Source organism: Aquimarina sp. AU58, from assembly GCF_900312745.1.
GTDB lineage: Bacteria > Bacteroidota > Bacteroidia > Flavobacteriales > Flavobacteriaceae > Aquimarina > Aquimarina spinulae.
Genome location: NZ_OMPD01000014.1, coordinates 1020520 through 1036510, shown reverse-complemented (window position 1 = coordinate 1036510; position 15991 = coordinate 1020520). Strand labels below are relative to the sequence as shown.

At 31.9% G+C, this 15991-nt stretch carries 15 protein-coding genes and 1 riboswitch; of the genes, 8 read left to right on the top strand and 7 right to left on the bottom strand.

Annotated features, from left to right (window positions below; translation table 11 throughout):
• Nucleotides 1-9: 9 nt before the first annotated feature.
• Both DK441_RS15835 and DK441_RS15830 read right to left on the bottom strand, forming a co-directional pair.
• Nucleotides 10-972 carry an alpha/beta fold hydrolase gene (locus DK441_RS15835; protein WP_109851571.1) on the bottom strand — a complete coding sequence of 321 codons (963 nt, stop codon included), beginning with the start codon at nucleotides 970-972 and terminating at the stop codon, nucleotides 10-12.
• Nucleotides 973-1053: 81 nt separating this feature from the next.
• Nucleotides 1054-2340: an O-acetylhomoserine aminocarboxypropyltransferase/cysteine synthase family protein gene (locus DK441_RS15830; RefSeq protein WP_109851570.1), complete on the bottom strand. Its 1287-nt coding sequence runs from the start codon at nucleotides 2338-2340 to the stop codon at nucleotides 1054-1056.
• 116 nt (nucleotides 2341-2456) lie between these two features.
• A riboswitch (SAM riboswitch) is annotated at nucleotides 2457-2565 on the bottom strand.
• Nucleotides 2566-2894: 329 nt separating this feature from the next.
• On the opposite strand from DK441_RS15830, the gene metK reads away from it, so the two are divergent.
• The 3 genes from metK to DK441_RS15815 all read left to right on the top strand — a co-directional run bounded on the left by metK (nucleotide 2895) and on the right by DK441_RS15815 (nucleotide 5593).
• Nucleotides 2895-4151, top strand: a complete 1257-nt coding sequence (gene metK, locus DK441_RS15825) for a methionine adenosyltransferase (RefSeq protein ID WP_109851569.1) — start codon at nucleotides 2895-2897, stop codon at nucleotides 4149-4151.
• Between the two features lie 213 nt (nucleotides 4152-4364).
• Nucleotides 4365-4730: a hypothetical protein gene (locus DK441_RS15820; RefSeq protein ID WP_109851568.1), complete on the top strand. Its 366-nt coding sequence runs from the start codon at nucleotides 4365-4367 to the stop codon at nucleotides 4728-4730.
• A gap of 515 nt (nucleotides 4731-5245) precedes the next feature.
• Entirely contained in the window at nucleotides 5246-5593 is a 348-nt protein-coding gene (locus tag DK441_RS15815; RefSeq protein ID WP_160112122.1) for a hypothetical protein, read from the top strand.
• 79 nt (nucleotides 5594-5672) lie between these two features.
• On the opposite strand, the gene DK441_RS15810 is transcribed toward DK441_RS15815, so the two are convergent.
• Both DK441_RS15810 and DK441_RS15805 read right to left on the bottom strand, forming a co-directional pair.
• On the bottom strand, nucleotides 5673-6095 hold the full coding sequence (locus DK441_RS15810) for a DoxX family protein (RefSeq protein ID WP_025665131.1): 423 nt from the start codon (nucleotides 6093-6095) through the stop codon (nucleotides 5673-5675).
• An 86-nt stretch (nucleotides 6096-6181) separates the two neighbouring features.
• The gene (locus DK441_RS15805; RefSeq protein WP_109851566.1) at nucleotides 6182-7348 is read right to left on the bottom strand and encodes a heparan-alpha-glucosaminide N-acetyltransferase domain-containing protein; all 1167 of its coding nucleotides are present in this window, start codon (nucleotides 7346-7348) and stop codon (nucleotides 6182-6184) included.
• A gap of 212 nt (nucleotides 7349-7560) precedes the next feature.
• Here DK441_RS15805 and DK441_RS15800 point away from each other — a divergent pair, with 212 nt between their 5' ends.
• Nucleotides 7561-7902, top strand: coding sequence for a hypothetical protein (locus DK441_RS15800; protein ID WP_109851565.1), 342 nt, complete (start codon nucleotides 7561-7563; stop codon nucleotides 7900-7902).
• Between the two features lie 75 nt (nucleotides 7903-7977).
• On the opposite strand, the gene DK441_RS15795 is transcribed toward DK441_RS15800, so the two are convergent.
• The 3 genes from DK441_RS15795 to DK441_RS15785 all read right to left on the bottom strand — a co-directional run bounded on the left by DK441_RS15795 (nucleotide 7978) and on the right by DK441_RS15785 (nucleotide 12228).
• Complete coding sequence (locus tag DK441_RS15795; protein WP_109851564.1) at nucleotides 7978-8496, bottom strand: DUF302 domain-containing protein; 519 nt, start codon at nucleotides 8494-8496, stop codon at nucleotides 7978-7980.
• A 50-nt stretch (nucleotides 8497-8546) separates the two neighbouring features.
• Nucleotides 8547-11291, bottom strand: coding sequence for a carboxypeptidase-like regulatory domain-containing protein (locus DK441_RS15790; RefSeq protein ID WP_109851563.1), 2745 nt, complete (start codon nucleotides 11289-11291; stop codon nucleotides 8547-8549).
• A gap of 112 nt (nucleotides 11292-11403) precedes the next feature.
• Complete coding sequence (locus tag DK441_RS15785) at nucleotides 11404-12228, bottom strand: GLPGLI family protein (protein ID WP_109851562.1); 825 nt, start codon at nucleotides 12226-12228, stop codon at nucleotides 11404-11406.
• A gap of 123 nt (nucleotides 12229-12351) precedes the next feature.
• Here DK441_RS15785 and DK441_RS15780 point away from each other — a divergent pair, with 123 nt between their 5' ends.
• The 4 genes from DK441_RS15780 to DK441_RS15765 all read left to right on the top strand — a co-directional run bounded on the left by DK441_RS15780 (nucleotide 12352) and on the right by DK441_RS15765 (nucleotide 15991).
• Nucleotides 12352-13860 (top strand): sensor histidine kinase KdpD, encoded by a 1509-nt coding sequence (locus DK441_RS15780; protein WP_109851561.1) that lies wholly within the window; start codon nucleotides 12352-12354, stop codon nucleotides 13858-13860.
• A complete protein-coding gene (locus DK441_RS15775; protein WP_109851560.1) occupies nucleotides 13853-14533 on the top strand; it encodes a response regulator transcription factor in 681 nt (226 codons plus the stop codon). Before DK441_RS15780 ends, DK441_RS15775 begins: the two co-directional genes overlap by 8 nt.
• Nucleotides 14534-14705: 172 nt before the next feature.
• Entirely contained in the window at nucleotides 14706-15320 is a 615-nt protein-coding gene (locus DK441_RS15770; RefSeq protein WP_024770627.1) for a deoxynucleoside kinase, read from the top strand.
• A gap of 14 nt (nucleotides 15321-15334) precedes the next feature.
• Entirely contained in the window at nucleotides 15335-15991 is a 657-nt protein-coding gene (locus tag DK441_RS15765; RefSeq protein ID WP_109851559.1) for a DUF2461 domain-containing protein, read from the top strand.

Here is a 15991-nt window from a genome sequence, read left to right as displayed (position 1 = left end):
TCTTTTTCTTTAAAACACATCTTTCAATAATGCATTCAATTGTTCAAATTCTATTAAAAAGGCATCATGGCCGTGAACCGAGTTAATTATTTTATGAGTAACGTTTTGTTTTACTCTTTTCAACTTTTCAAATGTAATCTTATCTTCTGCTGCAGTAAAAAACACATCAGAATCTACACTGATGATATGAATATTGGATTGGATCGATGCGGCTACTTCATTAAAATCTCCTCGCCCTTCTGTTATATCGATATTTGCCAGGATATGATTTAGTTCCTTGTAGGCAGAAAGTGCAAATCTACCGTCTAGTTTTTCTCCATGATACAATAGCCAGCTTTCTATATTATACATGTCTTTTTCATCATTATAAGTACGATTAAATTTTTGTTTAAATGATTCTGGGGATCTATAGATCAACATAGCATGTAACCTGGCATTACGAACGGGGTCTTTAGAATTCAATAAAATCTGTTCTTGTACCAAACAATTAGCTTTTAACCAATCTGTAGATTTCCAATCTGTAGCTACCGGAATTAAATGGGTTATTAAACTAGGATTAAGAGCTGCTAATTCCCACGCAATACCACCACCAACAGATCCTCCAATTACAGCATATAGTTTATCAATTTTCAATAGTTTTAGCCCTTCAGAAAAGATAATAGCAATATCTCGTGCATTAAATATTTTATACTCTTCAATTAAGCTTTCTTCTTTTCCATCATATCCATTTCCAGGAATATTAAAAGACAAAACGGTGTATCTATTGGTATCAATGCACTTATCTTTCCCTATTAAGCCGTTCCACCAACCATGCTCTCCACATACAGCAGAATTACCGGTAAGAGCATGGTTAACTAAAACAATTGGTGCCGTATAGAGAGGTTTCCCAAATACTTCGTATGTGAGATGAATCTGATCAATAGATCTTCCCTTTATTGTAGTATAGTTTATGATGTCTAATTCTTGAAGCATTCTTTATAATTTCTTTGAGGTTATTTTAATACCCCTCATTATTATAAATCCTTATAAAAAGGATACCGATTTTTGGATCTTTTAAATTTTAACTTTTACTTTATTAAAAGCTTCTTTTAAATCTTCTTTTAGATCCTCAATATCTTCGAGTCCAACTGATAACCGTATCAAATCCTGAGTTACCCCAGTAGATTCTTGCTGTGCAGGGTCTAGTTGTTGGTGCGTAGTACTAGCAGGATGTATAATTAAAGATTTAGAATCTCCTATATTTGCTAGTAAAGAGAAAATTTTTGTTTCATCTGCTACCGTTTTAGCAGAGTCAAAACCACCTTTTACTCCAAAAGTGATGATCCCACTTTGCCCTTTTGGCAAGTATTCTTTAGCTAGCTCATAGTATGTATCATTTTTGAGTCCCGGATACTTTACCCAACTTACCTCTTCTTGTTTTTCTAACCATTTAGCAAGCTGCAATGCATTTTCGCTATGTTTTTTTATTCTGATTTCTAAGGTTTCTAAACCTTGTAAAATCTGAAATGCATTAAATGGACTTAGTGCAGCTCCATGATCTCGCAATCCTTCTATTCTTGCTTTTGCAATAAATGCTGCTGGTCCTAATGCATCGTGATACACTAATCCGTGGTATCCCGGTGAAGGCTCTGTAAACTCCGGAAATTTACCGCTAGACCAATCAAAAGTCCCTGCATCGATAATTGCTCCTCCAAGAGATGTTCCATTACCACTAATATATTTTGTAAGGGAATGAATTACGATATTAGCCCCATACTCAATAGGGTTAAGTAATGCCGGTGTAGCAACTGTATTATCAACTATTAAAGGTACTTTATAGGTTTTGGCTTCAGACGAAATTGCTTTTAAGTCTAATACATCTAGCTTTGGGTTCCCTAATGATTCTACAAAAAATGCGCGTGTATTCTCTTGTACAGCATCTTTAAAATTATTTGGGTTTGAAGGATCTACAAAAGTTGTTGTAATGCCAAATCTAGGCAATGTAACATTTAACAAGTTGTATGTCCCGCCATACAAACTACTCGATGCTACTATATGATCACCTGTTTTTAGTAAGGTTAACAAAGTTGTATTGATTGCTGCTGTTCCCGACGACGTTACTACTGCCGCAATACCTCCTTCTAATGCTGCAAGGCGTTGTTCTAGTATATCATTTGTTGGGTTATTTAATCTCGTATAAATAAATCCTGTTTCGGACAAGTTAAATAGGTTGGCAGCATGATCAGAATTGTTAAAAACATACGATGTTGTTTGATAAATTGGCACCGCTCTTGTTCCACCATTAGCAGATACATCATGACCTGCATGCAAAGCTCCTGTTGCAAATTTTTGTGTATTCATAATTTTCTATTTTAAATTTTAAACAAAATTCAAATACATCAAACACTCAATTATAGTGTATGTAAATAGAAAATTAAAAAGAAAGGAAAGACAATTACAGAAATAATAATTGTATCGAGTTATCTTCTCCCAATTAATTGAGATAGAATGTAGCACCTTCTTTAATAAATCAAAGGGTTGCTAAGGTTTCACAGGGTCTATTCCCTCCACCTTTCTTAATAACTTACTAATATGTATAAGAAACTTCGGGGACAAATCTAGTAATTATTTTTTAATCAAATCATTTTTCCTTCAAAAATTATTTTAATAAAGTTGGCTTCTTAAAAATAATCTTCATTAAAGAAAATTAATGATACGTTAAATGCTTTTAAGTATTATCATTTTTTTTACCTTTGCCAAAATATTTTCGGGGAAAGATTTGACTGATTGCAACCCAAATACTGAAATAATTTTTTTTACAGTATAAAAAATGCTAAAGCAGTTCGATTAAGATGTTCTGTCGAAAGCTTCACATTGCAATTACGTCTAAATATTTTCTCATAAAACAACAAAGAATGGCATATTTATTTACTTCAGAAAGTGTATCTGAAGGACACCCAGATAAAGTAGCAGATCAGATAAGTGATGCATTATTAGATAACTTTTTAGCTTTTGATGCTGACTCTAAAGTAGCCTGCGAAACGCTTGTAACTACTGGTCAGGTAGTACTTGCCGGAGAAGTAAAATCAAAAACATATCTCGATGTACAACATATAGCAAGAGATGTCATCAATACAATTGGTTACACCAAAGGTGCATACCAATTTAGTGGTGATTCTTGTGGAGTAATCTCTCTTATTCATGAACAATCGCAAGATATAAATCAAGGAGTTGATCGTGAGAATAAAGAAGAGCAAGGTGCTGGTGACCAAGGAATGATGTTTGGATATGCTACCAAAGAAACTGCTAATTACATGCCTTTGGCTCTTGATATTTCTCATAAAATATTAATTGAATTGGCCAAACTAAGACGTGAAGGTGTAGAAATCCCTTATTTACGTCCTGATTCTAAAAGTCAGGTAACTATCGAATATAATGATGATAATGTACCTCAACGTATTGTTGCTATTGTAGTATCTACACAACATGATGATTTTGATAGTAATGATGATGTAATGCTAAGTAAAATAAAAAATGATATCATTTCTATTTTAATGCCTAGAGTAATTGCTCAATTACCTAGTTATATTCAACAATTATTTAATGATCAGATCACATATCACATTAACCCAACCGGAAAATTTGTGATTGGTGGTCCTCATGGAGATACTGGTCTTACCGGAAGAAAAATTATAGTAGACACTTATGGTGGTAAAGGTGCTCATGGTGGAGGTGCTTTTTCGGGTAAGGATCCAAGTAAAGTAGATCGTTCTGCTGCATATGCATCCAGACATATAGCCAAAAATCTTGTAGCCGCAGGAGTAGCGAATGAAGTATTGGTACAGGTATCTTATGCGATTGGTGTTGTTGAACCTACTTCTATTTTTGTAGACACTTACGGAAGTAGCTCTCTTGGATTAACTGATGGTGAAATTGCAGAAATAGTAGGCAAAATCTTCGATATGCGTCCAGCTGCTATCGAGAAACGTCTTAAATTACGTAATCCTATCTATCAGGAAACAGCTGCCTATGGTCATATGGGTAAAGAACCACAAACGATTACTAAGGTTTTTGAAAGTCCGTATTCTGGTAAAATTGAAAAGGAAGTAGAGTTATTTACCTGGGAGAAACTTGACTATGTAGAAGCTGTTAAAAAAGCTTTTAAAATCTAGTTTTTATCTGGTTTTATAGTTATTCATCGAAAAATTAGGTGAAGCTCTGAAAAAATGAGGTTTTCCCGTATTACGAAATCAAGTATTATCATTACATTTATCACATTAATATAATGAGGTACATAAACATATCTATTTGGAGGGAAAATAATTTCGATATGTTTTATTTTAGAATTTTAGTGTACCGCTATTAATTCATTTAAATTTAGGGAAATGAAATTAAAATTTGCATTCAATATCGCTTTTTTATTAGTGTTTGGTATGTCTTTTGGTCAGGATTTTGAAAATGATCTGACTTCGGTAAAAACTATTGATAATCAAATTCAGGAAGAGCAATATAGTACTGATGAAATTGTTATGACAGATCGTTTGGTGATACATGCTCCTATAAAAATGAAGGATAAGGATTTTTATAGTAAAAAAGAGTGGCGAAAAATCAAAAAACAACTCAAAAAAAATAAAAGAAGAGCTTCTAATGCAAAACACAGAATCTATGCTTCAAAAGTTATGGATACTATATATATAGATATTCCTGCATATAATATAGGTAGTGGTCAATCTCGTTTATCGGGTTGGTAAACTATATAATTAGGTCTAAAATATTCTGAAAAAAGCAACTTTTTCAATTACCTTATATCACTTTATTAACATATAGTTATTTCTATATTGTTTAAAATTTGACGTTTTTCACCATTTTGTGAAATAAAAAACAGGCTGATTTTCTCGAAAAAAGCATTATTTTCAAGAAAATCAGTTTTTTTATTCGATATTTCAAAATAGCTTTCATCCCTTATTACCACTTGATTAACTCTATATTTTATATTTTTCTTGTATAAAACATAAAATAAAATTTTCGATTAATATTTAGAAAAAAATACGAGTAACCACAGTACTTCTCAGCACATTTTAGGGGAAAAATCCCTGTACTATATTGCGGTTTTTCCGTAGTCAAAATTGAATTAGTATAACTATCTTAGTAACTGAAGATCAGATATTTATTTAATATTCAGATTATAAAAATTAATCTTATTTAAACTTATATAAATAACTTCAATTTTATACTTATGATTACTAACCCCCCAAAATCTAAAAAAATGAAAATTGCTATGACTACAGTACTATTACTATGTATATCGTATTCATCGATAGGACAAAGTAACACAACTGATTTCAAACCTATTACTATTACTAATAACACGTTACAAAAACAAGCCTCCTCTTATACTACTAACTCGGTAGAGGCAAATGAAAATGTAGCTCAGCAATCAAAAAACACTACTATTTATAGTGAAAAGAAGTGGAAAAAAATAAGAAAACAAATTGAAAAGAATAAAAAAAGAGCTTCTAAATACAAAAGCAATGTTTATGCTTCAAAAAAAATAGACACTATATACTTAGACATTCCTTCTAATAGTGGGAAATCTCGCTTATCGGGATGGTAAAAAAATAAAAAAAACCGCTCAATGAGCGGTTTTTTTTATTTTCGAAATGCACTGCACTCCTTATTTTGTTTTTATTGTTTCATTGTTCCATCTTTAGATAGTAATCTACAGAATGTTTCCCCGAACCGTAGAACAAGAAAAATACACATAATAACAAAATTATACTAGCAATAACAAGGTTTGCCACATTCATCTCTCCCACAAAATTGATAAGAACTGCACCAATTAATAATGGAAGCTGTGCCGTAACCGACCATCGAGTAAGTAATCCAAAAGAAATAAGTAAACCTCCTATTAAATGTGCCGGAGCGACATAATGAATTATAATCATAGCACCCGCAAGGTTTTGAACAGGTTTAATAAGATCTACCAGAATCTGGCTATTACTAATAAAATTTATTCCTTTTATAAATAAGAAAACTCCTAATGCAATTCTTAACAAATCTAACGGATAATACGTATGTGCATTAGCCCATTTGTTTAATGATTTTATTGTTGGCATGACAAAATGAGTATTGATTAAACCATTATAAGATACTGATTTTTAATACAATAAAAAAATAATTAACCAATCTAAAGATAATAATACTATCGTCTTGTATATCTAATGTTTCGATATGTACGAATAATTGTATTTTTAAATAACACAAAAGCTTCTGGTAAGATAGTTTTCTTAAGTATATAATGTGTTTGAAGCTTCAGTTCTTCTTCATATTTATAATAATACAAAACTGTTGCACATATACTAATTATAAACAATAATGCTCCTATAAAAGTTTGTCCCGGCGTTAAACTGTGATAAAAAAAACGACTAAGTCCCAGTCCGAACCAACTTCCGTAAAGTACAAAAAAGTGAACTATATAGATTGATAGTGTTCTCCCTCCTATTTTAGTTATCATCTGATTTGTAACATAGTTTTTCATCAAAATAAATACAGAAAAAAGGATACACACATTTCCTAATCTTATAAATAAGAAGTTGTTATAAGCTACTGATTTAAAAATACTAATATCTGTTATATTATAAATAACCATTAGTATAGCTGAAGAATAAAACACCAATAATACCCCTACGAATAAAAGTGCGATAATAGCATGAGGGTAAAACATTTTTTGTTTTCCGTATTTTAAAAACAGGCTGGCCATAAAACTGCCAATACACACATATCCAAACCAGGGTAATAATGTAAAAATAGAACCATTTCTATTTGTAAAATAATTTGCAACTGTTTGTGGTAAAAACTCTAATATACAGCTACCATACATGGGCTGGAGAAGAAAAATAATCACACCAATACTTAACATTACATTTTGAAACCAAGTTTCATTAATTCGACACAAAACAAGATATATTCCTATCAATAGTAACAATGACGTACCTATACATTGTAATACATCTACATAGAAAAACGAAGGGTTTACTCTTCCTGTAAAAACTTCATAAAAGCTTACTCGCAATAAATACCCCCAAAAAATAACTTTAACAGCACGTTTTACGCCTTTTAAAACTCTTGGATTATCTATTCCTTTTGTGTTTTGTTTTAGTAGTAAATACGTAAAAATAAAGCCTGTTATCGTAAAAAATGTAGGAGCAGTCATACCTCTAAAATATTCCCAGGTCGCGTATACAATATTATTTTTGTCCCTATATACATCTCCCAAAAGAGAATGTACAAAATGTCCTTGAAGCATCATAAGAATTGCAAATGCCCGAATTGCATCAAGAAAATGCAATCGACTAGTACGTTTAGTCATTATTGTGGTTTGGTTAGGTTGTTCCCAAAAAACGAGTTTTTGGGTTCTATTATTGCTTAAAAAAGCGCAAATCTAGGTAATTTTTATTGGTTTTTGTATTGATTTTAAGGCATTTACTCGTCTAATCTCTTAATATGTGTAAGATTTCATATAAAGAAAGCTAGGTTTTGGCACCTTTATTGGTACTTTTTAGCAAACAAAAACTATACTTTATGAAAACTGATACGTATACCAAGTCTATAATCACGATTATCGCTATCTGTCTCGTTATTATTGTAATAAGAGATATAGATATTTTTCCAAAAGCATATGCAAATAATACTCCCGCAACAAACTATGGGTTACTTCCTATTAATGATGATGGATCAATAACGGTTCGACTAAGCAATACTGATGAGATCGATGTAAATATTAAAAACATTGATACTTATGATAAGCTTAAAATAGATCTTAACAGTATTAGCACACAAGACGAATTGGATATTAATATTGATGAAATTGGTGGAAGTTATGTATCTAGTGGAGGCCCAATCAAGGTAAAACTACAAAATTAGCCTCCAGAAATAAATAATATATATTCCTGGAGACATTTATATTGAATATTGGGCTAACTCAAGTATTGTAGATTATTATATTCCTGTGGCTCCTTTCGAAAGATTATCTAAAGCTTTGGAAATGATTGTTAAGACATCCTCTTTATCCGTAATCTCATGACGAAGTTTTAAAAACTCGGGATCATTGTACGAAACATTAACAACACCATTATCATCTTGCCATATTAGAATCTTTTGAGGAAGATCTAATCCAGTAATTTGAGAATTCTGCATTAAAGGAGTTCCTAATTTAGGATTACCAAACATGATTACTCGTGTGGGGTTCAATTCTAGATCTACAGATGCAGCATTAGCTTGATGATCTAATTGCGCTATAATCTTCAGGTTAGGATTATTGGTAATGATTTCGACTAATGTATTGTATGTATCTTCAAAGTTTTTAGAGCTTATCTTGGTGATTATGCCTTGTGCCTTGGTAACTTCCATCTCTTGTTGTGAATTCGTTTGTACATCTTTAGACGTATTTTTTTGACTTTGATTACAAGATATCATCACTATCAAAAATAAAAACCCCAATACTTTATATGTTGCCATAACGTTTTTTTTAGATTACCCCTAATTGGTCGTAATCATCTATACTATAATTACAGATTATATTTTATACTTAAAATCCAGTAACGAGGTTGGATCACATAACTCGATGTGCTGTTATATAATTCATTAAAATTATCTTGATTGATACTTTTGGTATCTAGAATATTGGTTACCGACAGTTTATACTCCCATTTACTATTTGGCTTTTGATAAAACAAATCTGCATCCCAAAAACTATATTCATTTAGAGTCGTTTTTGTATTGCGATAATCATAATACCTATAGGATGATTTCATCAAAAACCCTTTGGCAAAAGACCAATCTAATCTCGCAAATGGTTGACTGGTATAAAATGTGTTTTTGGCGCCATTATTATCATAATCATTAACCGTAAAACTATATCCTAAATCAAAATTAGGTCCTTTTTTAAAATTGGTTGACCACTCTGTACTATACACTTGTGTAAAACTTACGCTTTCACTTGGGAGCGTATTTACAATATTATTAAAACTCGACCAACTTATATTTGCTCTCAGGTTTCCTTTTATTTTTCCAAACGTGCGAGCAAAATTTCCGTTGGCAGAAAGTATTTGATCTTCCATGTTAGAATTAATAGGTGTATCTACTCTATTTATTCCCGTAATCACACTCGTATTCTTAATAGGATTACGCCGATTGCTATACGATATTTGAGCAAAAATATTAGTATAATTAAACATATTAAAATTGAAATAGTTTAATGAATAATTATCATATAATGAATTTTCCAGATTTCGGTTTCCCTGAAATAATGAATTATAATTATTAAACACATACCCAGTCGCCAAACGGTTAACATCTGTATACTCTGCTGTTATCGAATAATTAAATCGTAAGCTTTCATTTTGCCTTAATTGAGCTAAAACAAAAAGATCTGGTAACACCTGCCATTCATTCTGAGTTATTTCGGTTCCCAATTGTTGATCTTTTAAGCTATAATTATGCACACTCACCCCGGGATTAAATGTAAAAATCCCTTTAATAAACTTATAATGCAAACCAGCATATAGATCACTAAAACTATATTTTACATCGTTAGTAAACTCATTAGCTTCAAAGTTATTTTGATTTCCATTATCCAAAATCTGAAAAATATTAGATTCAAAACTTTGAGTGCTTAGTGTACTTCCTAATGTGAAATTGAGGTTACTTTTCTTATTTAACACATAATAATAATCCAGTTTTGCATCCAGCTTATTTGTTTTCACCTTTTTTTGTTGATTAATACTATAATTTTCAGATTCTTCTAATGGGTCAAAAGTATCTGTATCAGGGAGAAAAGGATCATTTATTTGTGTAAAAACTCCTCTAAAAGGAATTTCTGATCGTATTGCATTATAAAAAGGATCTTCATTTTGAAATAGATGTTGTGCTTCTAATGAAAATATATGTTTTGTACCTAATGTATAGTACGCATTCATATTTTGCTGGATCGAAAATGTAGTATTTTCAAGTTTCTCATTTATATCTTCAGAAACCGTTGATCTTATAGATCGAAAAGCACCATCTTCCTTTTGCCCGGAAAGTTTTCCGAAGATATCATAATCCATTCTAAAACTGCTATTCGGTCTATAACTTGCGCTTAATTTTAATAAACCCAACTTACTTCGTTGCCAGGTGTTATCAATAGTTTCTTCTGTCGTGTTATCTGTAGGATCCGAAGTATCATCAATATATACTCTCTGTGTATTAGTGATCAAATCTACTCTGGTATCACTTGCGATTCCGTATCCACTAAGGTCCAGTTTTTTATTGGCTGTAAGACTAAAGTTTGCCGCACCAAATTTGGTATCAACTTCATTAGCTCTATTATTTTGTAATGTGGCAAAGGCCAGATCATCTGTAGAGATACTAAAAGTAGTACCCCCACGGCCTAAATTTCTAAAACCTCCTGTAAAATTAAAATAGTCTCTCATCGTAAAAGGGACTTCGCCAATATCATTAATATCTGTAAGCACATTAATACTGTACTTTGGGCTATAATAAAATAGTTTAGGTTTTACGATATAGCGTTCTGTCTCTCCTACTCCAGAACCTGCGGTTATATCACCGAACCAGAAGTTCTTTTTCCCTTCTTTTAATTTGATATTAATCGCTACCTGATCTTGCGAATTACGTAGCCCGCGCATTTGTCCTACATCTTCATAATTGCGTAACACTTCAACCTTGTCTAATGCATCGGCAGGGATATTTTCTGTTGCCAGTTTAGAATCTCCGTCAAAAAAGTCTTTTCCTTCTACCATTACCTTAGAAACAGTTTTACCTTCGACTTCAATTTCTCCATTTTCATTAACCTCGACTCCTGGTAGTTTTTCTAACACATCTCCCAATTTCTTTTCTGTACCATTCACAAAAGAATCGGTATTATACACCAAAGTATCTCCTTTTACTACTACTGGCATCTCATAAACGATTTCTACTTCGTCCAGGCTATTTTCTTCGGATTTCATTTCAAAATCTGAAATTACATCTTTGGTAGTTACTGTAATTGATTTTGTTTCTGCGGTAAGACCGATAAAACTCACTTTTAGCAGATATGTTTCATTATTAGGAACTGAAATTTTGTACCTACCCTGATCATTCGTGATTCCATAACTAGTCATGGCATTATCCAACTTCTTATATGCAATTACATTAGCCATTGCAATAGGATCACCTAATGAATCTTTAACAAAACCAGTAATTTGTACTTTTTGGGCAGTAGATGCCAGGGATATCCCTATAAGGAACACCAATAGTCCTAATTTTTTATGCATTTTATAATGATTTTATCTATTTCTATAACCAGAGTTATAGAAACAGTAACTCTTTATGAAGAGTAGAGTTACTGTTATCTAATTAGTATTATGTTAGGTTAGAATATAAATTTTATCCTCCGATTCGAATTTCGAAATCTCCACTGCCTCCTCGTGTATTCATTCTATCTCTCATTTCTTTCATTTTCTTTTCCATTATTTTTTCAAATTTTTCTTCTGTAACTACCTTACCTTTTGTTGGTTCTTTGATATCTGTTTTCTTTTTTGAATTCAACACCAATTTAGTACTTAGTATACTTTGATCTCCATCATTGATTTCTAATATCAAACCAGGAAGTCCCCAATAACTTCCGGGTCCATGAGAGATTGGTATTTCTGGTGTATACCAAGCCGTAATTGTAATTTCTTCTTCTTCAGGCTCTGTCATTTCTTCATCACTATCAACACTAATTGTCATATTTCGCATACGTTGCCCCATTCGTTTTGCCGTTGCTTTATAACATGTATAATTCCCTATTTTTTTTGTTTTATCTTCGAGCTTCCAATCCAATTTTTCCAGCTTGTCTTTAACCAGAAATAGCTTACCCATCATATCTTGTTTCCTGGCAAAGCGTTTTTCTTTAATGTTTTTATACAAAATATTAGATGCTCCAGATCCTGCAATTACAACCTGAATCCCAGAGGCTGGTTGTGGTGCTCCTAAACTTTCTTCTTCTTTGTATATCGATTCTGAAGTATTAAAATTTAATACATACTCTTTTTGAAATTGCTTTTTCAACATCTCCTGAAGTTGTTTTTGCATATCTGCATTCATTTTAGAGTCTTCCATATTAAGATCCACTTTTCTATTGGTCTTATACGTTACAACACCCTGAAAATCCTGAGCAAACAAGCTTTCAACCATAAATAGTGCTATCAATATTATAATTCGTACCATGATTAGATTTTTTTGATTAATACGTTACAAATATGAAAACTGAACCCTAACCAAAAGGTTAACCAGTGTTAACGTGTGTTAACCGATTGGTTTTATATAAGATAAGAACCTTACTTTTGAAGTATGCAAAAGAATCGTTATAAGAGCATATTGTATTTTATTTCAGCCGTTATTCTGGTTACCCTAGTGATTCAGATATACTGGAATTTCAAAAATTATCAGGCTTCCAAACAACAATTGGTTAATGAAGTACAGATTAGTTTGGACAACGCTGTTGACCAGTATTACGAAGAATTAGCGAAAAACCAAACCTTTGGTTTTATATCCAATCCAAAAAACTCAAACTATTTCTCGAGTAAACAACTAGATAAAATTTTAAAACAAATTGATTCTACCAAAAAGCATTTTAGTAGATCTGATCTATCAGATTCTATCAGAACTTCAGAAATATCCTTCTATAGAAATAAAAACATTGATTCTACAAAACAGTTTATAAAGGTTTTACAAATATCTGACTCTATTAAGACTATGCTAAATATATCAGAGCATGATTCTATTACCGTTTCTACTAATACAAATCCATTTGAAACCTTGACTTCTAAAATTGTTATTTCTATAAGTCAGGATGAAGTGAATCTCAATAAAATAGATAGTTTATTAAAGGTTGAACTCGTTCGAAAAAAAGTTTCTGCTGATTATACTTTAAAATATACCAATCAGTTAGAGCAATTACACAATAATAGATGTGATACTTTAACAGTCGATAAAAACCAATTATACACTCAATCTAAATCTTCGTATTTACCTCCTAATAGCTCTCTAAAACTTTTTTTCACCAATACCACAATCGCTATTCTGAAGAAAAACCTGCTTGGTATACTTTTATCTTTTATATTAATGACTGCGGTAATTGGTTGCTTATTGTATCTACTTCAAATCATTAATCATCAAAAACACCTGGCCGCGCTTAAAAACGATTTAATAAGTAATATCACACACGAATTTAAAACTCCTATTGCCACCATAAGTGCTGCCCTGGAAGGTATTCAAAATTTCAACCAGGAAAATGATCAGAAAAAGACAAAAAAGTATATCGAAATGTCTTCGGGTCAATTAAACAAACTTAATACCATGGTCGAAAAAATTCTGGAAACGGCTACACTAGACAGCGATGAATTGCAATTAAATCTGGAAGAAACGAATTTAATAAAACTGATTCATACTATTGCAGAAAAGCATAAGGTAAATTCACCCGAAAAAAATATAACCTTTACCAATTCTCATGAGAATATTTGGAGAAAAATAGATGTATTTCACTTTGAAAATGCCATAAATAATATTGTTGATAATGCAATTAAATATGGAGGAAACACAGTGGGTATTAGTATTATAAATACAGATCCACATATCATCATAGAAATTAAAGATAATGGGACAGGATTAACTAAAGCTCATAAAGAGAAAATATTCGAAAAATTCTATCGTGTACCCAAAGGAAATACGCACGACGTTAAAGGTTTTGGCATCGGTCTTTTTTATACCAAAACCATTATTGAAAAACATAAAGGAACCATACAATTATCATTAGATCAAGGGTTAACCAATTTCAAAATTACTTTACCTAATGGCTGAGACAATCGAAATACTACTTGCAGAAGATGAACCATCTCTGGGCCAAATCATTAAGGAGAGCCTGGAGACCAGAAGTTTTAAAGTACACCTGGCCAAAAATGGCGAAGAAGCCTATGCTTTATATAAATCTGTACAACCCAAACTCCTTGTTCTGGATGTTATGATGCCTAAAAAAGATGGTTTTACGCTCGCCAAAGAAATTCGACAAGAAGATAGCACCATTCCTATCATATTTCTTACAGCTAAGTCTCAAACCCAAGATGTCGTAGAAGGATTTACTATTGGTGGTAATGATTATCTAAAAAAACCCTTTAGCATGGAAGAATTGATTGTAAGAATCAATAATTTATTGCATCGCATTACCTTACAACAGAGTGCAGAAATTATTAGCATTGGTGCCTATACTTTCGATTTCCCTAAGCAATTACTTACCTACAAAGAAGAAACATCACAACTTACACATAGAGAAGCCCACCTGCTGTTTCACCTGATCAAAAACAAAAATCAAGTACTGGATCGTTCAATGATTCTTAAAAAACTTTGGGGTGATGATGATTTTTTTAGTGGTAGAAGTATGGATGTATTTATCACCAAACTTCGCAAAAAACTAAAACAAGACGAATCTATTCAAATTATTAATGTAAGAGGATATGGATATAAACTGGTATGCTAAAATCAATTTTTGTACGTTACTTATATTGATTAAGCAAGCACTTAAGTTTTTAAAATATGCATCTTACCGAAATTCTTTTCCATCCTTTTTATGTTACTCATAAAATCCACTATATTTACGCCCACACTTTAACGCACATTTTTACAAAACCCCTCAAGAAAAACAATCAACTATGCATATAGCAATAGCTGGAAATATCGGAGCCGGAAAAACTACATTGACCCGATTACTTGCTAAACATTATAAATGGGAAGCTCATTTTGAAGATGTATTAGAGAACCCTTATCTAGAGGATTTTTATAATAAAATGGAGCGATGGTCTTTCAACCTTCAGATTTATTTCCTTAATAGTCGTTTTAGACAAATATTAGATATTCGTGAAAGCGGAAAAGATATCATCCAGGATAGAACGATCTATGAGGATGCATACATTTTTGCTCCAAACTTACATGCAATGGGGCTTATGACCAATCGCGATTTTGAAAACTACAGATCACTTTTTGACCTTATGGAAAATGTAGTAGAAGGTCCTGATTTACTAATTTATCTTAGAAGTAGTATTCCTAACCTGGTAAATCAGATCCACAAACGTGGCCGTGAATATGAAAATACAATTAGTATTGATTATCTAAGCAGGCTTAATGAGCGATATGAAGCCTGGGCGCATGATTATGATAAAGGCAACCTTCTTATTGTAGATGTAGACAATATCAATTTTGTAGACAACCCAGAGGATTTGGGTAATATTATAAATCGTATCGATGCCGAGTTAAACGGGTTGTTCTAATTCTTTGGATCAAGATGGATTTTAATACACTCTTTCAATTTTTACAAGATTTACAGGCCAATAATCATAAAGAATGGATGGATGCTAATAGAAAACAGTATCAAACTATTCGTAATTCATTTATACAATGGCTAGATGAATTGGATGGGAAATTGGCAGCAATAGATCCAAATTACTATCCTACTTCAGGTAAAAAAGGTATTAATCGTATTAATAACAATTTACTTTTTCACCCAAACAAACCAGTTTATAAAGATCATTTTGCAGCTGGACTGGATCAACGTACCAAGCAAGGCGATTTTTATATCCAAATTGGGATTAACGAATGTGAGTTAGCTGGTGGTTACTGGAGACCAGAAAACAAAATGCTTGCCAGTATTCGAGAAGCAATTGATTATAATGGTGAAGAACTGGTGAAAATTTTAAACAAAAAAAGCTTTAAACAGACTTTTGGAGGGATGTATTTAGATAAAGATAAATTAAAAACTACTCCCAAAGGATACTCTTCTGATCATGAATATATTGATTTACTACGTCATAGAACATTTGCCGTTATTCATCCTCTAAATCAAGAAGATATACTGAAAGACGATTTTATGGATAAGGTGATTGCTGTATATAAAGAAATGCTTCCGTTTAGACGATATTTTAATCAGGCCGTTACCGTATAG